This is a genomic window from Paenibacillus sp. FSL R5-0928 (assembly GCF_037970385.1).
Classification (GTDB): domain Bacteria; phylum Bacillota; class Bacilli; order Paenibacillales; family Paenibacillaceae; genus Paenibacillus_AQ; species Paenibacillus_AQ odorifer.
On record NZ_CP150225.1, the window covers coordinates 162,827 to 185,908 of the forward strand.

General features: G+C 45.8%; 21 protein-coding genes and 1 tRNA gene. 20 read left to right on the plus strand and 2 right to left on the minus strand.

Translation table 11 applies throughout. The annotated features are described in order from the left end of the window. Positions 1-500: 500 nt before the first annotated feature. The 20 genes from hisF (at position 501) to MKZ16_RS00900 (ending at position 21,913) form a co-directional block, all read left to right on the plus strand. Complete coding sequence (gene hisF / locus MKZ16_RS00805) at positions 501-1,259, plus strand: imidazole glycerol phosphate synthase subunit HisF (RefSeq protein WP_076101059.1); 759 nt, start codon at positions 501-503, stop codon at positions 1,257-1,259. Then, positions 1,256-1,969 (plus strand): bifunctional phosphoribosyl-AMP cyclohydrolase/phosphoribosyl-ATP diphosphatase HisIE, encoded by a 714-nt coding sequence (hisIE, locus tag MKZ16_RS00810; RefSeq protein ID WP_076101061.1) that lies wholly within the window; start codon positions 1,256-1,258, stop codon positions 1,967-1,969. Before hisF ends, hisIE begins: the two co-directional genes overlap by 4 nt. Before the next feature lie 13 nt (positions 1,970-1,982). Continuing rightward, on the plus strand, positions 1,983-2,810 hold the full coding sequence (gene hisJ / locus MKZ16_RS00815; RefSeq protein ID WP_076101063.1) for a histidinol-phosphatase HisJ: 828 nt from the start codon (positions 1,983-1,985) through the stop codon (positions 2,808-2,810). A 26-nt stretch (positions 2,811-2,836) separates the two neighbouring features. Next, complete coding sequence (locus tag MKZ16_RS00820; protein WP_036687083.1) at positions 2,837-3,787, plus strand: ribose-phosphate pyrophosphokinase; 951 nt, start codon at positions 2,837-2,839, stop codon at positions 3,785-3,787. Positions 3,788-4,019: 232 nt separating this feature from the next. Continuing rightward, the gene (locus MKZ16_RS00825; RefSeq protein WP_076105199.1) at positions 4,020-5,759 is read left to right on the plus strand and encodes a tetratricopeptide repeat protein; all 1,740 of its coding nucleotides are present in this window, start codon (positions 4,020-4,022) and stop codon (positions 5,757-5,759) included. Positions 5,760-5,910: 151 nt separating this feature from the next. Beyond that, positions 5,911-6,864, plus strand: a complete 954-nt coding sequence (gene trxB / locus MKZ16_RS00830; protein ID WP_036687084.1) for a thioredoxin-disulfide reductase — start codon at positions 5,911-5,913, stop codon at positions 6,862-6,864. Between the two features lie 351 nt (positions 6,865-7,215). Further along, a complete protein-coding gene (gene uxaC / locus MKZ16_RS00835) occupies positions 7,216-8,643 on the plus strand; it encodes a glucuronate isomerase (protein ID WP_076105200.1) in 1,428 nt (475 codons plus the stop codon). A gap of 57 nt (positions 8,644-8,700) precedes the next feature. Next, positions 8,701-9,705 (plus strand): LacI family DNA-binding transcriptional regulator, encoded by a 1,005-nt coding sequence (locus tag MKZ16_RS00840; RefSeq protein ID WP_076105201.1) that lies wholly within the window; start codon positions 8,701-8,703, stop codon positions 9,703-9,705. A 157-nt stretch (positions 9,706-9,862) separates the two neighbouring features. After that, entirely contained in the window at positions 9,863-11,332 is a 1,470-nt protein-coding gene (locus tag MKZ16_RS00845; protein WP_076105202.1) for a tagaturonate reductase, read from the plus strand. 33 nt (positions 11,333-11,365) lie between these two features. Continuing rightward, positions 11,366-12,856 carry an altronate dehydratase family protein gene (locus tag MKZ16_RS00850; protein ID WP_339815909.1) on the plus strand — a complete coding sequence of 497 codons (1,491 nt, stop codon included), beginning with the start codon at positions 11,366-11,368 and terminating at the stop codon, positions 12,854-12,856. Positions 12,857-13,059: 203 nt separating this feature from the next. Further along, positions 13,060-13,284, plus strand: coding sequence for a DUF1858 domain-containing protein (locus MKZ16_RS00855; protein WP_036687092.1), 225 nt, complete (start codon positions 13,060-13,062; stop codon positions 13,282-13,284). A 15-nt stretch (positions 13,285-13,299) separates the two neighbouring features. Further along, entirely contained in the window at positions 13,300-14,559 is a 1,260-nt protein-coding gene (locus MKZ16_RS00860; protein ID WP_076105203.1) for a DUF438 domain-containing protein, read from the plus strand. Positions 14,560-14,768: 209 nt separating this feature from the next. After that, the gene (locus MKZ16_RS00865; RefSeq protein WP_036687097.1) at positions 14,769-15,719 is read left to right on the plus strand and encodes an ROK family glucokinase; all 951 of its coding nucleotides are present in this window, start codon (positions 14,769-14,771) and stop codon (positions 15,717-15,719) included. A 46-nt stretch (positions 15,720-15,765) separates the two neighbouring features. Then, positions 15,766-16,665, plus strand: a complete 900-nt coding sequence (gene rapZ, locus MKZ16_RS00870; protein WP_036687099.1) for an RNase adapter RapZ — start codon at positions 15,766-15,768, stop codon at positions 16,663-16,665. A 54-nt stretch (positions 16,666-16,719) separates the two neighbouring features. After that, entirely contained in the window at positions 16,720-17,667 is a 948-nt protein-coding gene (locus tag MKZ16_RS00875; RefSeq protein WP_169744815.1) for a YvcK family protein, read from the plus strand. A 45-nt stretch (positions 17,668-17,712) separates the two neighbouring features. Next, on the plus strand, positions 17,713-18,642 hold the full coding sequence (whiA, locus tag MKZ16_RS00880) for a DNA-binding protein WhiA (protein ID WP_036687104.1): 930 nt from the start codon (positions 17,713-17,715) through the stop codon (positions 18,640-18,642). A gap of 97 nt (positions 18,643-18,739) precedes the next feature. Then, positions 18,740-19,009 (plus strand): HPr family phosphocarrier protein, encoded by a 270-nt coding sequence (locus MKZ16_RS00885; protein WP_036687106.1) that lies wholly within the window; start codon positions 18,740-18,742, stop codon positions 19,007-19,009. Between the two features lie 168 nt (positions 19,010-19,177). Then, positions 19,178-19,933, plus strand: coding sequence for an SIMPL domain-containing protein (locus tag MKZ16_RS00890; protein WP_076101069.1), 756 nt, complete (start codon positions 19,178-19,180; stop codon positions 19,931-19,933). A gap of 126 nt (positions 19,934-20,059) precedes the next feature. After that, positions 20,060-21,163 (plus strand): DUF4163 domain-containing protein, encoded by a 1,104-nt coding sequence (locus MKZ16_RS00895; RefSeq protein ID WP_076105204.1) that lies wholly within the window; start codon positions 20,060-20,062, stop codon positions 21,161-21,163. A 111-nt stretch (positions 21,164-21,274) separates the two neighbouring features. Next, complete coding sequence (locus tag MKZ16_RS00900) at positions 21,275-21,913, plus strand: GDSL-type esterase/lipase family protein (protein WP_076105205.1); 639 nt, start codon at positions 21,275-21,277, stop codon at positions 21,911-21,913. An 89-nt stretch (positions 21,914-22,002) separates the two neighbouring features. Here the strand turns inward: MKZ16_RS00900 and clpP are convergent, their stop codons facing one another. Together clpP and MKZ16_RS00910 are read right to left on the minus strand one after the other, a co-directional pair. Then, positions 22,003-22,599 (minus strand): ATP-dependent Clp endopeptidase proteolytic subunit ClpP, encoded by a 597-nt coding sequence (gene clpP, locus MKZ16_RS00905; protein WP_036687113.1) that lies wholly within the window; start codon positions 22,597-22,599, stop codon positions 22,003-22,005. 193 nt (positions 22,600-22,792) lie between these two features. Further along, positions 22,793-22,867, minus strand: a tRNA-Arg gene (locus MKZ16_RS00910). Between the last annotated feature and the right edge of the window lie 215 nt (positions 22,868-23,082).

A 23,082-nucleotide genomic window follows, 5' to 3' on the forward strand; every position in this document is an offset into this window, starting at 1 on the left:
GTGTTTTTCCTCGGATGAGGACTTAAGTGTACTTTATACAGCTATTTTTCCTTTTTAGAGCTGATTAGCTAATTTAGTTGTATTTCGTGCAGCTATAACTCAGAGATGAGTTGATTTATAAGCTCATCCCCAGATTTAGTTGTACGAAATGCAGTTAAAAGAGTGGCTTGCAAAAAGGCTGATAAAATAACTGCACGTTGTGCAACTAAATACTCGTGGGCTTGCAGGTGGCGCGAGCTCTTCCGACCACATAAGGGCCAAAACCGCGGAACATGAAGGTGTTATGGATCTAGGAAGTGGCCCCGAAGGGGTTAGCGATCATAGCACATGTTCAGTAGTGTGGGCTATGGTTCAGCCGGGTGGGCTATGATCCGCCATGCCAACAATCAAGGTTTCCAAAGGGCAGGGGCCCTTGGGCTCCCCCTGGGCTAAGAGGGCTTTAGGGGGACCGACACACTTTAGGCGCTTGAAACGCTTTTTAAAGAAAGGGGGATTTCATAATGTTAGCAAAACGTATCATCCCTTGTCTTGACGTTAAGGATGGACGGGTAGTCAAAGGCGTTAACTTTGTGAATCTGCGTGATGCTGGAGATCCGGTAGAGCTAGCGGCACTGTATGACCGCGAGGGCGCAGACGAGCTTGTGTTTCTAGATATATCGGCTTCCGTAGAAGGTAGAGCAACGATGATCGAGGTTGTGCGGCAGACCGCCGGTGAGATTGCCATTCCTTTTACAGTGGGTGGAGGGATCTCTACAACTGATGATATGAAAAGGATTCTTCGTGCAGGCGCAGACAAAATCGGCATTAATACGGCAGCCATCACTAATCCTCAGTTAATTTTGGAGGGTGCTCGCCGATTTGGCTCCCAGTGTATTGTAGTAGCGATAGATGCTAAATATAATGAGGCTTTTGGTGAATGGGAAGTGTACACTCATGGCGGGCGTAAGCCCACCGGCATCCGTGCTCTGGCTTGGGCTAAAGAAGCTGAAAAGCTGGGCGCAGGCGAGATTTTGCTCACTAGTATGGATGCAGATGGCACAAAAGACGGCTTCGATCTGAAGCTAACCTCGGCAGTATGCGATTTGCTCAGTATTCCTGTGATTGCTTCTGGCGGCGCTGGGAAGAAGGAGCATTTTTACGATGTATTTACGGAAGGGAAAGCCGATGCGGGACTTGCGGCGACCATTTTTCACTATAAAGAGATTGCAATTAATGATTTAAAGGCAGATTTGAAGCAAAAAGGGGTAGAAATCCGATGAGCGAAACACAAAAGAATACAACAATAAGCCAAAAAGAAGCTCTGGCAGGCATTCGCTGGAATGAAGCCGGTCTGGTGCCTACGGTTGTTCAGGATGCTAGCAGTTTAGAGGTACTGATGGTTGCTTATATGAACTCCGAATCATTACAGCTTTCACTGGAGAGTGGTCAGACTTGGTTTTGGAGCCGCTCACGCAGCGAACTTTGGCATAAAGGCGGAACCTCAGGCAACACACAAGCTATTACCTCCATATCCTATGATTGTGATAGCGACACACTACTCGTGAAGGTTGTGCCTGAAGGACCAGCTTGCCATACTGGAGCTACGTCATGCTTTTTCCGTGAGATTCCTTTGAATAACCCAATAACAGATGCTTCGAAACCAGTGTCTAGTTTGACAGATGGTGAGCGTTTTGCTGTTCTTGGTGAGCTGGAGCGTGTGATTGCTGAGCGGGAAGTGGAACGCCCGGAAGGCGCGTATACCACTTATTTGTTTGATAAAGGCGTGGATAAGATCCTCAAAAAGGTAGGCGAGGAAGCTTCCGAGACCATTATTGCCGCCAAAAATAAAGATAACGCCGAGCTGCGTCTTGAGGTCAGTGATCTGATCTATCATCTGTTGGTATTGCTGCAAGAACGTAAGCTTCCACTGGATGAGATTATGGAAGAGTTGAGTACCCGTCACGAACGCCCACGCCGGGATCAGTACTAAGGGGGACTGAGTGATGCATATTGATTACCACACGCATCATGAACGCTGTGGCCATGCCGTGGGTAAGCTTGAGGAGTACGTGCAGCGCGGGATAGAGCTTGGACTTCAGCAGCTGGGGTTATCCGACCACTTGCCGCTTATCCACGTAGATCCCGCCAGCTATTATCCTGAAATGGCTATGCCAATGGCTGAGCTGCCTCGTTACGTGGAGGAATGTCTAACCCTAAAGGAGCGTTACCGTGGAGTCATAGATCTGCGGGTGGGGCTGGAAGCCGATTATATCGAAGGCTACGAAGAGCAAATCCGCGAGATTTTGTCGCCGTATCCATGGGATTATCTTATAGGTTCTGTGCATTTTCTTGGGGAGTGGGATATTACGGATCACCGCCAGGTTCATGGTTGGGAAGGCAGAGATGCGCTAGAGGTGTATCGTCTTTATTACGATGCGGTAAAGAAGTCGGCGTTATCGGGATTATATGATATTATAGGACATATGGATGTTATTAAACGGTTCGGTTATGGTCCACAAACACCGGAGGGCAAGGCTGAGGTGAAGGCGCTGGAGCTAGAGACCTTAAAGGTTATAGCGGATAGTGGAATCGCCATGGAGCTGAATGCTTCCGGACTTACGAAGCCTTGCGCTGAGATGTTCCCGGCAGAGCATCTGCTACAGGAGGCCCTAAGGCTCGGCATACCGCTGACATTAGGCTCCGATGCACATGATCCTGCCAAGCTGGGGGACGGGCTGCAAGAGGCGCGTAGCATGCTTTGGCACACTGGTTTTCGTGAGCTGGCTGTATTTGAGGGACGCCGCCGTACCACTGTTCAGTTCAAACTATAATAATTTATAATCCGCAGGAGGGTATTATGCATCATCAACAATTACGTATTTTTTCCGGTTCGTCGAATCCAAAGTTAGCGGCTGATATTGCGGAGCGACTTGGTGTTGAATTGGGGCAGATAAAGCTGACCCGCTTCATGAGCGGCGAGATTTACGTTCATTACGAAGAAAGCATCCGGAACTGCGACGTATTTTTGGTGCAATCCCTTTCGCATCCCATTAATGAGATGTTCGTGGAACTGCTGGTGATGATAGATGCTGCCAAACGGGCTTCAGCTCGCACAGTGAACATTATTGTGCCGTATTATGGATATGCTCGGCAGGAGCGGAAGTCCGCACCTCGTGAGCCGATCTCGGCTAAGATGGTGGCTGATGTGCTGACGACCGCTGGAGCAACCCGCGTGATCACTATCGATTTACACGCAGCGGCGATTCAAGGCTTTTTCAACATTCCGGTCGATCATCTGACTGCACTCGATTTGATCAGCAGCCATTTGAAAGCCAAGGCAATGTCTGATCTGGTCATTGTTTCCCCGGATGCAGGGCGTGCGTCTATGGCTGAGAAGCTGGCGAATAAGCTGGACTCACCTTTTGCCATTATGATCAAGAAGCGTCCAGCCCATAATGAATCGGTAATCACTCATGTGATTGGTGATGTCGAGGGACGGACACCAATCATTATTGAGGATCTGATCGATACTGGGACGACCATTGTGAATGTGGTAGAAGGTCTGAAGGAGAGAGGTGCGAAGGACAGTATTGTCTGCGCGACGCACGGATTATTCTCAGGGCCCGCGCTACAGCGGCTGGACCATCCTTCTATTCAGGAAGTGGTTACGACAGATTCTATTGCACTGCCTGATGACCATTCAAGTCGGTTTACGGTATTATCTGTTGCACCGATGCTTGCCCAGGCTACGCACATCATCCTTGAGGGTGGTTCAATCGATAAGCTATTTAGAGACGCGGGAATTTAATTCCCCGTCTTTTTTATTTTTTGTCAAAAAAGATGTTGTAAGCAGAGTGGTAGAGTCTTTCTCAACTTGAGATTCTCGCTGTCACATGTGGTATACTGTGTGGAGATACCCGCGCCCAATAAGGGAACGGAATAGCGATTAAGGATGGAGCTCCGGCATACCCCATAGGGCGCCGCCCTCCTATTTTTCGTTAGTATAAGGAAGCTTCTTATAAGGGAGGTGCCTTGCTTCCATGATTGAGAGAACTTCAGAGTATGAACTGGGGAATGATAATGTGATTCCTGTAACTCTGAATGCCAATTTTTTCTTTGAAAGAGCCGTTCGGTCCTTGGATCGCTTTCAATATGATAAGGCATTAAAGAATTTTCGCAAAGCTGTAGAGTACGAGCCGGAGAATCCGGTCAATCATTGCAACGTGGCTGGCGTATTATCAGAAATGGGTAATTATGAAGCGTCCAATGACATTTTAACCCATGTACTGGAGAATATTGATCCGGCAATGACGGAATGTTATTTCTATATGGCTAACAACTTCGCCAATATGGAAAGCTATGAGGAGGCAGAACGCTCACTCGTCACTTATCTCGAAGAAGATGTGAACGGTGAATTTCTGGCCGAATCGGAAGAATTGATGGAGCTGCTGCAATATGAGCTGGACCGTCCTGCTCCACTTATCCGGATTAGAAGCCGGGAAGGTGTAATAGAGCATGAGCGAGCCCGAGCACTGTTGGAGGAGGGCAAGTTTACACAAGCCGTCACTTTGCTTGAAGAGATTGTGAGCAATACGCCTGACTTCCTGGCGGCACATAACAACCTAGCCCTAGCGTATTTTTACATGGGTCGTTTTACCAAAGCTAAGGAATGTATTATGCGGGTGCTGGAGCAGGACTCCGGGAATTTGCATGCACTCTGTAACTTAGCGATCTTCCTTCAGTATGAAGGTGACCGCGGACAACTGGATGGATTGTTACGCCTTCTGGAGACCACTATTCCGTTTCATCAGGAGCATCTGTTCAAAATGGCCACCACCATGGGGATTCTGGGACGCCATAGAACCGCCTATGGCCATTTTAGACGTCTGTTGAAGGATGAAGAGGTCGGTGGCGACGCCAGTCTCTATCATTATTGTGCGGCTGCTGCCAGCAATAGTGGCCTGTATACAGAAGCCCAGCGCTGCTGGCAGAAGGCGGCTAAGCTCGATCCGGAATCGGCTGTGCCGAGATTTTTTCTAGCTCAGCTGCAGCAGGCGCAGGGGGAAGGCAAAACGCTGTCGCTGGTCAGCTACAACTATCAGCTTCCTTTTCAGGAGCAGCTGAAGCTGTGGAAGGACAACAAGGGCAGCTTTACCGAAGAGGTACGGAACAATCCGCTGCTTCGCTCTTCCTTCTTCTGGGCGCTCCGCTACGGGGATGCCAATACGAAGCTTCAGGTTACAGAAGCTCTGCGGTGGATTGAAGATGAAGAGATGTCCGAAATTCTGCAAGGACTTCTGAAGCAGCAGCCCTTGCAGGAAGAAAAGCTGCAAGAAGCGGCACTTCTTAGTCTGCAGCGGCTGATTGGAAGTGTTCCTGAAGAGAATGTGCTTCAGGAAGTCAAAGAAACCTCTTCCCTGCGTCTGAAGGGACTGCCGGAATGGAGAGAGGATTGGCAGAAAGTTATCGATCAGACCCTTAGTATGATGGATCGAAGATATGATGCAATCCACAAAAAAGATGCTGAATTACTTTGGAAGCAATTTCTGAGCAGCCTTTATCCGGATATTCCGTTTATCCGTCATGCGAATGGCTGGTGTGCTGCCTTAGAATATCTAATTGCTAAAACGCATAACCTGCCGGTCACCTACCGTGAAGTAGCTCAGCGTTACAATGTTTCTGTATCTATGGTCAGTCGTTATGCTCGGCGCATAGATGAGGAATGTAGTTTCGAGGGAAGTGTGAGCGACAGTCTTCCGCCATTTACCGAGAATATCTAAATCGATCATGTAGTATTTCGTAGAAACGGAGCCCTTTTTATATGTCTTGCGTAAACGCTAATGTTCCTTATAGGGGCACCGAAGGCGGCTATGCATGCCAAAAAAGGGCCCGTTTCTTCTAAATAAACCCTATTGTGAGGAGGCCACTGTTATGTACAAAACGATTGTAATCGGAACAGGCCCAGCCGGGCTTACTGCTGCAATTTATTTGGCACGTGCCAACCTAAACCCACTTGTGATTGAAGGTATGCAACCAGGTGGACAACTGACAACGACAACAGAAGTCGAGAACTTCCCAGGCTTTCCTGAAGGAATTCTAGGCCCGGATTTAATGGACAACATGCGCAAGCAGGCTGAACGTTTTGGAGCTGAATTTAAGAATGGCTGGGTGGATTCAGTTGATTTTTCACAGCGTCCATTTAAAGTGACTGTAGATGGATTGGGAGTATTAGAAGCGGAGTCAGTGATCATCTCAACCGGCGCATCTGCCAGATATTTAGGAATCCCCGGGGAGCAGGAGAATGTGGGCCGTGGGGTCAGCACTTGTGCTACTTGTGACGGATTCTTTTTCCGTGGCAAAAAGATTATTGTCGTCGGTGGTGGAGATTCAGCGATGGAGGAAGCCAGCTTTTTAACCCGATTCGCTTCCAATGTAACATTGGTTCACCGTCGTGATGAGCTTAGAGCTTCGAAGATTATGCAGGCTCGCGCACGGGATAACAGTAAGGTATCGTGGGCTCTTAACCGTACACCGCTTGAGGTTACAACCGACGAGTCTGGCGTTAAAGGGCTGACGGTTCGCAACAATGAGACGGGAATTGATGAACTCATCGAAGCGGACGGAGTGTTTGTCGCGATCGGGCACACGCCGAACACCGGATTTTTAGGGGGACAAATTACGACCGATACCAACGGCTACATTGTGGTCAACCCTGGAACGACAGAAACGAACATCCCGGGCGTATTCGCTTGTGGCGACGTGCAGGATACCCGTTATCGTCAGGCAATTTCTGCAGCGGGATCTGGCTGTATGGCAGCAATGGATGCCGAGAAGTACCTAGAGGGCACGATGGTGCATGACTGGAGCGAAACACTGGATAGTTAATTTTGCGAGAAATCGTAGTCCGATGACATATAAGCAGGTGATCCTTTTTCTAAAAGGTTGCCTGCTTTTTTTATAATGGTGGGGCCGTGTCCGGAAATTAAATATGTTGTTTATTTATTACCGCTCGGAAGTTAAAATAACTGTAACAATGTCCTTATAAAAAGACTTGCGCATTTTAAAAATACGTTTACAATGAAGATATAATGTTAACGTGAACAATTTATATTGATACCTATTACAAGCAATAATTTTAAGTTTAAAATATTTATTAGGAAATCAACTGATTGAATAAATGTTCACGTTAAACTTTGTGTAACTCCCATTTGAACTTAAAGGAGAGCAGCAAACCTCATGAGTAAAAAATTCATGGATGAGAACTTTCTATTGTCGAGCGAGACCGCAATTAAGCTGTTTCATAATCATGCGAAAGACATGCCCATTATCGATTATCATTGCCACCTCAGTCCAAAAGAAATTTATGAGAACAAAACGTTCAACAATATTACCGAAGCTTGGCTGTATGGCGACCATTATAAATGGAGAGTGATGCGCGCTAACGGTATAGAAGAGAAATTCATTACTGGCGATGCAAGTGATTATGATAAATTTATGGCCTGGGCTAGAACGGTTCCGATGATTATCGGGAATCCGCTATACCATTGGACGCATCTGGAGCTGCAACGTTTCTTCGGTGTATATGAGTTGCTGAATGAAGCTAGCGCACCAAAAATTTGGGATGAAGTGAATAGACAGCTACAAAGTGAAGGATTCGGAGCAAGAGATTTGATCATTAAATCGAAGGTGACTACGGTTTGTACTACCGATGATCCTGTAGATAATCTGGAATATCATGAGAAAATCAGTAATCTGAGTGGGTTCAATGCTAGCGTTGTGCCGGGATTCCGGCCAGATAAAGCGCTTGAAATCAACCGTCCAACCTTCCAGCCGTGGGTAGCCCAGCTAAGCGAAGTTTCGGGAATGGCTGTTGAGAATTACGGACAGTTTCTTGCAGCATTGGAGAGCAGAGTGAGATTCTTCCACGCGAGAGCCGGCCGTGTATCTGACCATGCTTTGGATGCGGTAATGTTTGAGCCAACTACCTTGGAGGAAGCTACAGCTATATTCGCTAAAGCACTTCATGAAGGCACTGTAAGTGAGAGTGAAGAAAAGAAATATAAAGGATTCACGCTAGTATTCCTCGGCAAATTGTATAACGAGCTGGATTGGGCGATGCAATTCCATATTCATGCGCTACGGAATAACAACAGCGTAATGTTCGGACGTCTCGGACCTGACACGGGTTATGATTCTATCAATGACGGCGTGATTGCTAAGCCTTTGGCGGGTCTGCTCGATGCGCTGGATCGTGAGAATGCGTTGCCTAAGACCATTTTGTACTCACTGAACCCTAATGATAATCATGTGATTGCCAGTCTAATGGGCAGCTTCCAGGGCGGCGGTATTCCAGGGAAAATTCAATTCGGAACCGCATGGTGGTACAACGATAATAAAGACGGCATGCTGGAACAGATGAAGACACTTGCTAATCTAGGCGTACTTAGCCAATTTGTTGGGATGTTAACAGACTCCAGAAGCTTTTTATCGTATACCAGACATGAGTACTTTAGAAGAATCCTGTGTGACCTGGTAGGCTCTTGGGTAGAAGCTGGAGAAGCCCCGGATGATATGGATTTACTGGGCAGTATGATTGAGAACATCTGTTACAATAACGCTGATCATTATTTTAATTTCTCGAAACAGGCATTGGTGACTAGGTAATCGTTATGATATCCTTACATGGAAGAGCCAAACCCGTTTGATAAGGAAGGTTGACCCATGGCACCTACAATCAAGGATATCGCCAAATTGGCGAATGTATCGCATACAACTGTATCGAGAGCACTTAACAATAGTCCACTAATTAAAGAGGTCACACGTAAAAAAATTGCCGAGATCGCTGCGCAAGTGGGTTACGTCCCTAATTACAATGCCAAAAGCCTTGTGATGCAGCGATCCTATACCATTGGTCTGTTCTTCACGAGCATTGCCAACGGCACAACTTCTGGTTTCTTCTCTGATACGATTCGTGGTGTAAATAGGGTCATAGATGTAGAGTACAATCTGTTCATCCGTGGGATCGACGATTATGCGGATTACTCCTCTATTCATCGCAAACGTTTTGATGGAATTATTCTAATGAGCCAGAGTGAAGCTGATAATAAATTCATTTACCATGTTGTCCAGCAAGGCATTCCAATCGTTGTGCTGAACCGGGAAATTGATGACCGCTCCATTATCAACATCATCTCGAACGACCGGGAAGGTGCTTATAATGCAGGCAAATACCTGATCGAAAACGGGCATCAAGACATTGCAATTATTGAAGGTGTGGAGGGCTTTAAATCCACGCAAGAACGCAGAGATGGCTTTATAAAAGCTTTGATTGACCATAATATCCCTGTTCGTAATGACTACATGATAAGCGGTAGTTATGATATGCAAAGTGGATATGAGGCGATGGGCAAGCTGCTGGATCTCGAGAAGCCACCGACTGCTGTATTTTGCTCCAATGATGATATGGCGATCGGGGCTATGAAAGGCGTGTTTGAGCGAGGGCTGCAGGTGCCAAATGATATCTCTGTTGTTGGTTTTGACGACATTGGGTTTTCACTTTTTGCCAATCCTTCACTCACCACGGTCAAACGTCCTATTGAGAAGATTAGTGAGCAAGGCGCTCGCCAGCTGTTAAGCTTGGTCAAGGAACCCTCAGAAAAAGACGGGCGGATCTCGATCGAGACAGAGCTTATTGCCAGAGAATCAGTCAGGAAGTTGCAGAAGTAGAGGCTGCGCATAGCAGCCTAATCCTTTACCTTCGTAAAGGGTTGCTATCTAAAATTTTCACGTGTGCATGTATTTAATCAATTAGTAATATAAATATGATTTTATATAGTTTATTTAACAAGTTTATCGTGTGCATTTACTATTAGGAGGCGTTAATATGAAAAGATTAAATAGTGATAATTGGACAGCTTACAAGCAGTATCCTGAGAAGGTTCTACAATTTGGCGAAGGCAATTTCATGCGCGCCTTTGTAGATTGGCAGATTCATACTATGAATCAAAAAACGGATTTCAATGGTGGAGTGGTTGTTGTACAGCCGTTGGCTAACGGACTGGCGGAAATGCTAAATGATCAGGATGGGCTGTATACCCTTTATCTGCAAGGCATTAAAGACGGAGCGGCTGTAAAAGAACACGAGGTAATTAATTGTATTACGCGGACGCTTAATCCCTATTCACAGCATGAGGAGTATATGAAGCTGGCTGAGAACCCTGAGCTGCGCTTTATCGTGTCTAATACTACTGAAGCGGGAATTGCTTTTGAAGCCGGTGACAAGTTAACCGATACGCCGCAGAGTAGTTTCCCAGGCAAGCTGACGGCCTTATTGTACAAACGTTATCAAATTTTTAATGGGGATGCTTCTAAAGGTTTTATCATCATTCCATGCGAGCTGATTGACCGGAATGGCGATGAGCTCAAGAAGGTTATTTTGAAATATGCTGAGCTGTGGAATCTTGGAGAAGGTTTTGTGAACTGGTTGAATGAAGCTAATACCTTCTGCTGCAGTCTGGTGGACCGCATTGTTCCCGGTTATCCAAGAGACAGCATTGCCGAGATTACAGAAGAGTTGGGTTATGAGGATAAGCTGGTCGTTGTCGGCGAGCAATTCCATCTTTGGGTAATTGAAGGACCACAGTGGATTAAAAAGGAGTTCCCGGCTGAACTAGCAGGTCTTAATGTGTTGGTGGTGGATGATATGGCCCCTTATCGGACTCGTAAAGTGAGGATTTTAAACGGAGCTCATACAGCTATGACACCAGTAGCGTATTTGTACGGTATTGATACGGTTGCTGAGGCCATTGAGCACGAAGAGGTTGGGGCGTACGTGAAGTCCTTAATCTACGATGAGATTATTCCAACGCTGGATCTGCCGGCAGAGGAATTGAATTCTTTTGCAGACGCGGTATTAGAAAGATTCCTGAACCCTTATGTGCAGCATTACTTGATGAGCATTTCCCTCAATTCTATATCGAAGTTTAAGACAAGAGATCTGCCTTCTTTACTGCAATATGTAGAGGCCAAAGGACAATTGCCTGAAAAGCTTGTCTTCTCATTGAGCGCATTAATTGCCTTCTATAGAGGACGCAGAGGGGAAGAAGACATTCAACTGGCTGATGATGCGGATATTTTGGAATGGTTCGCCTCCTTATGGGGAGGGTGGGATGGCACAGACACCGGGCTGCGCGCACTGGCCGTCGAAGTACTTGCCGCAACCAATCGCTGGGGCTGTGATCTGAATGAAGTGGCTGGACTTACTGACAAGGTGACAGAAGGACTGATTGCGATTGAGAAAAATGGCATGAAGCAAGCGTTAAAAGCGTACGTGAAGAGACCGGCACACAACTAATACCCTGGAGGTGACAATGATATGATCAAGACGATGAAAGAAGTATTGCAGATTAATGAGGCTGATAATGTCGCTGTTGCACTTAAAGACTATAAAGCAGGCGACACCATTGTGATTGGTTCAAAAGAGATTAAAATTACTGAAGATATCGCTAGAGGCCATAAAATTGCACTATCCAGCATTAGCGAAGGTGAAAACGTATTGAAATATGGTTACCCCATTGGTCATGCTATAGCGTCTATCGCGCCGGGGCAGTGGGTGCATACCCATAACACTAAGACAAACCTAACAGGGGTAGAGGAATATACCTTTGGGCAGAAGCTGACGCCGAATCCTTTTGCAGCGGAGAATTTGACCTTTAAGGGATATCGCCGCTTTGATGGAACTGTAGGTATCCGCAATGAGCTGTGGATCGTCCCTACTGTTGGTTGTGTGAATGGAGTGGCGGAGCAGATCATCAATATTTTCAAAGCAGAGGTTGGGGATATCGCACCTTTCGATAACGTGCTCGTGCTTAAGCATAATTACGGTTGCTCCCAGCTGGGCGATGATCATGACAATACGCGAACGATTCTGGCTAACGCGGTTAAACACCCGAATGCGGGCGGCGTGCTTGTGCTCGGATTGGGCTGTGAGAATAACAATTTGCATATTTTTAAAGATATGCTTGGCAGCTATGATGAGGATCGTGTGCGTTTCCTTGTCTCCCAAGAGGTTGGGAATGAGATTGAAGAAGGCGTGAAGCTGCTGAAGGAAATCTACAATAATGTACAAGGCGATCAACGGGAAGAAGTATCACTCTCCGAGCTGAAGATCGGTCTGAAATGTGGAGGCTCCGACGGTTTATCCGGTATTACTGCGAATCCGCTCCTTGGACGTCTGTCTGATTATATGGCTGCTCAAGGCGGGACCACTGTACTGACTGAAGTGCCTGAAATGTTTGGTGCCGAAAAAATTCTAATGGAACGTGCAGCGGACGAAACTATTTTCCACAAAATTGTCGATCTCATTAATGACTTTAAGCAGTATTTTATGGACTATAAACAGCCGGTATATGAAAATCCTTCTCCAGGGAATAAAGCCGGAGGAATTACTACGCTTGAGGATAAATCGCTGGGTTGTACTCAAAAATCCGGTAACTCTACGGTGATGGATGTACTCAAGTACGGAGAGCTTATCACTAACAAAGGCTTAAATCTCCTTAACGCGCCTGGCAATGATCTTGTGGCATCCTCTGCACTGGCTGCTGCAGGCTGCCAATTGGTGATCTTTACGACCGGACGGGGAACGCCTTTTGGTACATTCGTGCCAACGATGAAGGTGTCTACCAATACCCCACTGTATGAAGGTAAACGTCACTGGATCGATTTTAATGCAGGTGTGTTGGTGGAAGATGGTTCTCCAGATGAGGTCCTGCACAGCTTCATAAACTATATTATTGCGGTCGCCAGCGGTGAATGGGTTAATAATGAAAAGAATAATTTCCGTGAGATTTCCATATTCAAAACAGGAGTAACGCTATAATAAATAATTAAGTACAAATCAGGCTGTCTCTTATGCTTTTTAAGCGTAGGGGACAGTTTTTTTAGGTTCACAGCATACATAATCCGTCTTAAAAAGAACGATAAATGCTTTCTTTTGAATTAGTGATTGCAATCACAATGGTCCTCTACGGCCTGTGCTAATCTTTTATTGAGAATAGTTCTCACATAAAGGAGAAGAGTCAAATGGAAAAAGTGCTGAGTTTGGATGAATCTATATTCGAGATGGTATCACGGCATCCGGAGGTCATCGAGATTATGGTAGAGCTGGGCTTTAAGGATATTGCCAAGCCTGGCATGCTGCAGACCGCTGGCCGTTTCATGACCTTATCCAAAGGAATTAAGCTGAAGAAAATGGATCTCGAGCACGTGAAGCTAACTTTTGAACGTCATGGTTTCGAGATTATTTAATAAAGGAGTGTTAATATGAGCGAACTAATTAACAACCGTGAAGTTGATGTGCCGGAACAGACTCGTCGCCAGGCTATGCTTAAGGAAATTATTAAAGAGCTGCATGCAGGCAAAAGTGTAGAAGAGGTTAAGGCGCGGTTCGCCGAAGCTGTGGGTGATGTTACCGTAGCGGAGATTTCCGCGATGGAGCATTCATTAATGACCGAAGAAGGAATTCCGGTATCCGAGGTCCAACGTCTTTGTTCGGTGCATACAGCCATCTTTAAAGGCTCTATTGAGCAGATTCACCGCTCGTCTAAGCCCGAGGAGCAGCCAGGCCATCCAGTACACACCTTCAAATTGGAGAATCGTGAGATCGAAAGACTTGTTAACTTCCGCATGGATCTGCACGCAACAAAGTTTCAAAAGAACGATAGTGAGGAATTGATCTTCAAGTTGTTGGAGGATCTTAGCTTGCTGCTGGATCTTGATAAGCACTATAGCCGAAAAGAAAATCTGCTGTTCCCATACCTCGAAAAATACGGAATTTATGGCCCAACCAAGGTAATGTGGGGAGTGGATGATAATATCCGCCGTATGATTAAAGAGGCAAAAGCAGCGCTCAGCACTTATAGCGGAAATGCAGCAGAAATAGGCGTTCAGCTTGAGGAGATCATCAAGGAAGTTAATGAAATGATCTTTAAGGAAGAAAATATTCTACTGCCCATGGCCCTGGACAAACTGACGGAAGATGAATGGGTCAAAATCGCCCGGGAGAGCGATGAGATCGGGTTCTGCCTAACCGCACCGGAGCAGGAGTGGATCCCTGAGCGGGCTGCAGAGCCGGAAGGCGCAGTGCCGGAAGAAACAGAAGGAGCGACGCCGCAAGGTGGGTTCATCCGTTTTGAGACAGGGTTGTTGTCACTGCATCAGCTCGAGACCGTACTCAACCATCTGCCTGTAGATCTAACCTTCATTGACGAGAATGATGTCGTTCGATATTTTTCACACGGGAAGGAACGTATCTTTGCTCGAACTAAAGCGGTTATCGGCCGTACAGTACAGAACTGTCATCCCCCGCAAAGTGTTCATGTGGTAGAGAAGCTTTTGGAAGACTTTAAGGCAGGTCGTAAGGATGCTGAAGACTTCTGGATCAACATCAAGGATAAGTTTATCTACATCCGCTACTTCGCTGTACGAGACGAGTCAGGCCAATATATGGGCACGCTAGAGTTCACACAGAATATCGCTCCAATCCGAGCACTAGAGGGACAAAAGCGCATTTTATCAGAATAAATCGGTACGTTGGGTTATTTTCCAGATAATAATATAGGTACAAGACTCTCTTACTTAGGCGTAAGGGGGTCTTTTTAGAATATAATAGAGTATACTCTTAAAATAAGGAATTCCCGGGTGTGTTGTCTTTCCTTGACCACAGAGAGGGCTTCTATTATAGTTGGTACTTAGGATTAACTATTTTAGTATAAAAAAAGGTGGCTTGTTACATGTCTGAGAATATCTACGTTGGCGTGGATTTGGGTGGAACTGCAATTAAGGTTGGAATCTGTAATGCTGAAGGTACCCTGCTACATACTTATGAGGGACCTACAGGAACTGCAGAGGGTGTCGATACTGTTATCGATAATATCGAGAAGTATGTACGCCAAATTGTGGAGGATTCCCCGTACTCTTGGGATCAGCTTGCAGGTGTAGGAGCGGGTGTAGCCGGGTTCACAAATATTCGTGAAGGAATCATCATCCTTGCGCCTAACATAGGATTTAGAGATGTGCCGATCCGTTCCATTTTGGAAGATCGTTGGAACAAGCCTGTCAAAATAGACAATGATGCGAATGTGGCTGCACTGGGGGAAGCTTGGAGTGGTGCGGGACGTGGCGTTGATAACTGTGTCTGCTATACGCTTGGAACAGGTGTCGGTGGCGGAATCATTATTAATGGAAAGATTTATCAAGGTTTTGCGGGATTAGCTGGTGAGCTTGGACATATCACAGTAGTGCCGGATCTGGAAGCTATTCAATGCGGCTGTGGCAACATGGGCTGTCTGGAAACCGTTTCCTCCGCTACAGGTATTATCCGCATGGCTAATGATGCAGTAGCTCGTGGCGATCGTACTTCCCTCTCTATGGTAGAGAAGATTGCTGCGAAAGAAGTCTTTGATGCGGCTAAGGCTGGCGATGAAGTAGCTATCCGTATAGTAAATCGTGCAGCGTACTATCTGGGTAAATCCATGGCTTCTGTTGCGGCTGTGCTTAACCCTGAAGTATTTATCGTTGGCGGCGGCGTGTCTAAGGCTGGAGATATTCTATTTGATGAGGTTCGTCGTGTGTTTGCGAAATTGACACCGGCTCCGCTTCAAACTGGTGTTTCGATTATTCCAGCTGAGCTTGGCAATGACGCAGGTATTGTTGGGGCTGCCGGCCTTTTGCTGCGTTCTTAAAAGACGGGAAGTATTCATATACTAAATCTAGGGAGGGGACGCTTTTATGACCGAATTGGACAATACCCCAACGGCTGGAGCCACCCTGATTATTATTACGGGAATGTCAGGTGCGGGGAAGACAATTGCTGTACAGAGTCTGGAAGACCTAGGGTTCTTCTGTGTCGATAATTTACCACCGGTACTGATTCCCAAGTTCGCAGAGCTAATTGAACAGTCGAAGGGTAAGATTGCCAAGGTAGCCCTTGTAATTGACCTGCGTGGTCGAGAATTCTTCACTGCTTTGTCTGAGTCTCTTGCCTATATCAAGGATGAGTCAACCATTGGCTGTGAGATTTTGTTTTTGGATGCTACAGATTCAGTACTTGTTCAGCGTTACAAGGAAAGTCGACGTCATCATCCATTAGCACCTAAAGGGCTACCGCTTGATGGTATCAAGCTAGAACGTAAGATGCTTGAAGAATTGAAAAATTCAGCTACGTTATGTTTAGATACCAGCAGTATGAAGCCCGTGCAGCTTAAGGAGAAGATCATTTCACGGTTTTCGCATCTAGGAAAAAGTACGCTTTCCGTCAATATTACATCCTTCGGATTTAAGTACGGTATTCCTATTGATGCAGATCTTGTCTTCGATGTCCGCTTCTTGCCTAACCCACATTATGTGGACCATCTGCGGCCTAAAACCGGCCAGGACAGTGAAGTCTACGATTATGTAATGAAGTGGCCTGAAACACAGGTGTTCCTGACCAAACTGCTCGATATGCTTCATTTTCTAATTCCGCAATATCGTAAGGAAGGTAAGTCCCAGATTATCATTGGCATTGGCTGTACGGGAGGTAAACACCGTTCTGTAGCCATATCCGAGTATTTGGGTAAAATGCTGGGCGTTAGCGAGACGGAATCCGTAACCGTTAGTCATCGGGATTCCGAGCGTGATCGGCACTAGAGAGAAGGGGTCATAGTGGCTGAAGAACAAAGACAGCGTCCGCGTATCGTCGTTATGGGCGGTGGCACGGGGTTATCTGTCATGCTTCGTGGTTTAAAAGAGAAGCCATTAGATATTACTGCTATTGTTACCGTTGCCGATGATGGGGGAAGCTCTGGTATTTTACGCAGTGAACTGCAAATGCCTCCTCCTGGGGACATACGCAACGTATTGACAGCTATGGCTGATGTTGAGCCGCTCATGGCAGAGATTATGAGATACCGTTTCAACACGGGTGAGGGACTAGCTGGTCATAGTCTCGGCAACTTGATTCTTGCTGCGCTCACGGATATATCCGGCGATTTCGTTACGGCTGTTCGGGAGCTTAGTCGATTATTCGCTGTTCGCGGGCGGGTATTGCCTGCGGCCGGTGAGGCTGTAATCCTGCATGCAGAAATGTCGGACGGCACGATTATCACAGGGGAGTCCAAAATCCCTGAAGCTGGCGGGATCATCAGACGAGTGTCCTTGGAGCCGCCAGATGTAGAACCGTTGCCCGAAGCGCTTGAGGCGATTCGGAATGCAGATGCGATCCTGCTGGGTCCTGGCAGTCTGTATACGAGCATTCTTCCCAACCTGCTTGTTCCGAAACTGGCAGAAGCGGTTGTATCTTCGAATGCTATCAAAATTTTCGTCTGCAACGTAATGACTCAGCCGGGTGAAACGGATAACTATACCGTCAGCGATCATCTTCAAGCTGTATATGATCATATCGGGATTGATTTATTCGATTATGTTATTGTTAATGACGGTGAGATTCCGGAACAGGTCCAGACGAAGTACGCCGAGAAGGGCGCGCGCCCGGTGCAGCTTGATAAAGAAGCGCTGGATGGCAATGGATACAAGGTTATAGCCGATAAACTGGTTTTATTCCGAACTTATTTGAGACATGATACCGATAAGCTTAGCCATCACATTTATCAGCTTGTGCAGGATTGGATAAACAGAAACCCTAGGGTATAACTTATAGATGAGAATGAAGTACTTATCAAGAAAGAGGTGAGACCCTTGTCTTTTGCGGCCCTTACCAAAAAAGAGCTGACGATGGTGGAGAGTGAACCCTGCTGCGAGAAGGCGGAAATGTCAGCGCTTATCCGTATGAATGGATCTGTGCAGCTTTCAAGCAAAAAGGTTATTCTCGACATTTCGACGGAGAACGCCGCGATTGCAAGGCGGGTATATTCTTTACTTAAGAAATATTACCAGGTCCATATTGAGCTACTCGTGCGTAAAAAAATGCGTTTGAAGAAAAATAACGTCTATATCGTCAGAATTCCAAACCGTGTACAAGAGATCCTAAAGGATCTTAGAATTGTGTCGGAAGGATTTATTTTTACCGATGGTATTGATGATGAGATTGTTGGGAATAACTGCTGCAAGCGTGCTTATTTGCGCGGTGCTTTTCTGGCTGGCGGATCGGTTAATAATCCGGAAGGCTCCTCCTACCATTTGGAGATTTCCTCGATGTATGAGGAACATTGTAAAGCATTAGTGGATCTGGCTGGGGAATTCCACTTAAATGCACGCTGTATTGAACGTAAAAAAGGATTCATTCTTTATATTAAAGAAGGCGAGAAGATCATTGAATTCTTAAGTTTGATTGGAGCGCATCAGGCGTTGTTCAAATTTGAGGATGTAAGAATTATGCGCGATATGCGTAATTCCGTGAATCGGATCGTGAACTGCGAGACCGCAAATCTCAACAAAACAATAAGTGCTGCGGTGCGGCAGATTGAGAATATCAAGCTGTTGCAGCGAGAAATGGGACTGGAGAATTTGCCGGATAAACTGCGTGAAGTAGCAGAAATTCGAATGGCGCATCCAGATATCAACCTCAAGGAGGTTGGTGAAATGCTCAAAGGTACAGTCAGTAAGTCGGGAGTAAATCATCGGCTTCGTAAGATTGATGAGCTGGCGGACAAGGTTCGAGGCGGCTAATTACTTTTTTTCTAGTGTGGTTTACGTTATAATGATATAATAATATAAAATTAATGTGAAACTTTTGGGGAGAACTCAATTAGGGGGTAAGCGTTTCATGACAAAGCACCCGGTAGTTGTTCGGTTGAAGACAGGGCTTCATGCCCGACCGGCAGCATTGTTTGTGCAAGAAGCTAACAAGTTTTCGTCGGAGATTTTCGTGGAAAAAGATGATAAAAAAGTAAATGCTAAAAGTATTATGGGGATTATGAGCCTCGCTATCAGTTCCGGCACGGAGATTTACATTAGCGCGGACGGTGCGGATGCCGATCAAGCTGTAAACGCTTTGACAAGTCTGGTCAGCAAAGAAGAGCTTGAGAACCAATAATAGGAAGACAACATCGTTTCTGCTAGGAAGACTTTATTTATCGCATGACCAAAAGCCCTTCGGGGCTTTTTTTAATACCAAAAAATAGATTGAGACGTGCAACATTTACCAAAATGACTCGTCTAGAGGATAATAACAAATCAAAAGAAATGAAAGGGGCTGGCAAATATGAAAGGTTTATTGAAGAAAATTGGTTCAGTGATGATCGTAGGGAGCTTGTTAATTGGAGGGATCAGCATGAGTGGTGTTTTCCAAGGTCCTGCAAAGGCTTACGCAGATGAAGTGCAGAAAAATGTCGTTAGTGTAGTAGGTAAAGGCGAATTGTCCCTCAAGCCGGATATCGTATACTTGACCATCGGTGTGGATACTACGGCCACAACTGCGCAAGAAGCGCAGAAGACCAATGCCGCTAAAATTCAGAAGATTATGACTTTACTAAAGAATACTTGGAAAATTGCAGATAAAGATATTCAAAGCACGCAGTTTTATGTGCAACCCAATTATAGTTACAGCGAAAAAGAAGGACAGCAAGTGAAGGGATACAACGCCAATCATACGCTGTTAGTGTCTTATAGAGATCTGACTAAGGTTGGTGAATTGCTGGACGCTGCATCTGCGGCAGGGGCGAATAATATCGGAAATGCACGTTTTTCTGTGGAAGATACTTCTGCATTTGAAGCTCAGGTGATTGAAAAAGCGATGGCGAATGCAGATGTTAAAGCAGGGGCTATTGCTAAGGCAGCTAAACGCAGCTTGGGTCAAGTGATCACGGTCAGCCAAAATGATGGCGATATCACTCCGGTTTATTTTGAACAGAATCTAAAAATGAATATGGCTGCAGCAGATGCTGGTGCAAGCACATCCGTGCAACCTGGTGTAGTTAAAGTTACAACTCAGCTAAGCGTAATGTATGAATTGAAATAGTATCAGAACAAGGTGAATGCAGAGAGGAGAGGTGATCTTCCACTAGTAATAGTGGGGGGCGCCTCTTTTTTTGTGTAAGTTCTCTACGATTCTGTTTAATAAATTGGAAAGGAGAGGAAAAATAAGATGATGAATATTATTTCAAAAGAATCAGTACGCAAATGGGGCATAGGTCTGATGTCGGCAGGTTTATTGTTTGGTGGAGGTCTGCTGCCCAGCGAAACGGGTTATGCAGCAGCTAGTAAAACGGAGAATAAAGCTACTGATTCGCGTATCGTTTTAAAGGCAAACGGGATAAATTCGTTACAGGAAGGTATTTTGAAGGAAGGACAGGCCTGGATTCCCATAACTTTTATGCGAGATGTGTTGGGATTACCGCTTGCGTATGATAAGAAGGAAAATGCGTACATGATTGGAAAAGGATCGGCCAAGGCGAAGTTGATGTTATCCAGTTACGGTACTTCTGTGTGGGTGAATAACTATTTCATTCGAGAGTATGAAGGGAAGTTAATTAATAATCGCCTCTATGTTCCATCAGGATTGTTAAATGATTATATGGGTTATAAGGTAGATTGGAGTCGGGCCGCCAGTAAGCTGAATGTGGTGAACAGACCGCAGAACGCGCTGACGGTAACCACGGAAACTTATGCTAAAGATCGGACAGAAGCTTTTATTCAGCTTGATTATCCGAAGATCAGTGGATTGGGCAATTCCAGTGCGCAACAAGCTATTAATAATACTTTGAAGGAAAGTGTTATGAAATTCGCGGCGGGTGCAGAACAGGATATCTCCGATCGAGATGGAGCAGAGCCCAAATACACCTATGATTCAGGTTATGTAGTGACCTACAATCAGAATGGTGTGATCAGCATAGTGATGCATCAGTATAGCGATACGGGCGGCGCTCATGGAATGACTAACCGTGAGGCATTCACCTTCTCGCTTAAAGATGGTAAACGTCTATTGTTGGGCGACCTGTTTGGAGCTAATCCAAACTACAAAAAACAGCTGAATGCTAAGCTGAGCAAGCTGCTGAAGGCAGAGGATAGTTATTTGGGAGGATTCAACGGATTGAATACGGAGAAATATTTCTATCTGAAGGATGACAAGGTTGTTCTGTTCTTCCAATTATATGAGTACACAGCGTATGCTGCAGGCTTCCCTGAGTATACCTTTAGTTTCAAAGAGCTTTTGCCGGATGGCAGCAGCCCGTTTGCTGGCATGAAATAAATGGAGATACCTCGTCTCCGCTAATGTCAGCACAAGGCATCTCCCCCTTACCGGAGTTGTCTCTAGTTCATATACTAAAGGGAGTAACTAGTTTATGAACGGGGGAGAGCTATGGGCTACCAATATACTGCAATTGGCGATTCCTTGACGACTGGATTTGGTGCTCTGCCAGGTAACGGTTTTGTTCCGGTGTACCGTAGAATGGCAGAAGGGAGACTGCGGACTGCTGTAGCCTCTACGAATTTAGGCGTGAACGGAATGACTACTTCAGAGCTGGAGCAGCGGCTGCGCGGAAATTCCATGATGCGTGAGGCCGTTCGAGAAGCCGATATCATCACTGTGTCTATCGGTGGTAATGATTTGATTCACGCGGCCAAATCAGCAGCAAGACAGCAAGGGAACTTATCCGCACAACTGCGCAGATCGCTTCAGGAATGCAAACAAAATTTCTCTGCAATTATGAATATCCTTATACAATTGAAGGCGAGGACGCGTAGACCTTATATCATTAGAATTGTGGGATTATATAATCCCTATCCTCAGGTGGTTGGTGCGACAGAGTGGGTCAGACAGTTTAATCAATACGCAGCACAGTACAGCAGCCGAGTATGTGGATTTGCTTCGATTTACAGTGAGTTCGCAGGAAATGAGAGAGGGTTGTTATCCATTGATCATTTGCATCCGAATGGCCGGGGTTATCGCGTAATTGCCGAGAAGCTGGATGCACTAGGTTATGGAGGGCTGAATTGATTGGATTTAGGTCTTCTATAAAATATAAAGAGGCTGTGCCCTATCCGTTATGGTTAGGGCACAGCCTCTTTATATTTTTACTTTATAGCTTACACACCGCTAGGCAATGTCTTCTCGATTACTTTATCTACGATACCGTATTCAGCCGCGTCTGCAGCAGTCATGAAGTAGTCGCGATCTGTATCCTTCTCAATACGTTCTAGAGGTTGACCCGTACGTTCTGCTAGAATACGGTTCAGCTTATCGCGCAATTTGAGGATGCGGCGGGCACGGATTTCAATGTCCGTTGCTTGACCTTGAGCACCACCCAGAGGCTGGTGGATCATGATCTCGCTGTTAGGCAGTGCGAAACGTTTGCCTTTCGCGCCAGCGTTTAGCAGGAAAGCTCCCATGGAAGCTGCCATACCCACACAGATGGTGGAAACGTCTGGTTTAATGTACTGCATTGTATCAAAAATAGCCATACCTGCAGTAATGGAACCGCCTGGGCTATTCACGTAAAGGTGAATGTCCTTGTCAGGATCTTCGGCAGCCAAGAACAGCATTTGTGCGATGATAGAATTGGCTACCACGTCATTAACCTCCGTTCCAAGGAAAATGATGCGGTCCTTCAGCAGGCGGGAATAGATGTCATAAGCGCGCTCGCCGCGGTTGCTCTGTTCTACTACCATAGGAATATAACTCACGTGGAAAACCTCCTTGATATTGGTTCTTCAAATGTATTCATTTTTACTCTTGCCGTATTACCCACATGATAAACAAATTCAAACAAAAAGTCAAAGAAAGTCAAACTTATATTCGAAAAAAAGAGCCGACAAGCGGCTCTTTGGTTAAGTAGTAGTATAGGCACTACTAAATTATGTGCAAAAATGAAATTAATGGCGCGCCCGCCAAGAATCGAACTTGGATCTCAGGCTTCGGAGGCCTACGTCATATCCATTGGACCACGGGCGCAACAAAAATGATTATAATACAATTTTTACACAATTGCAATGTAATATTAATACTGGACAAGCGCTCTAGGGGCAGGCATCGGGCGCTATATCTTTTTCTGACCTTATTAATGTATAAGAAGACAAGTGCTTGAGAATTCTACTCTCGGAAGACTTGCGCTTCGAGCAATATTTGGTTAGAATATGGGTGGGACTTAAAAAGTTTACCCGGGACGT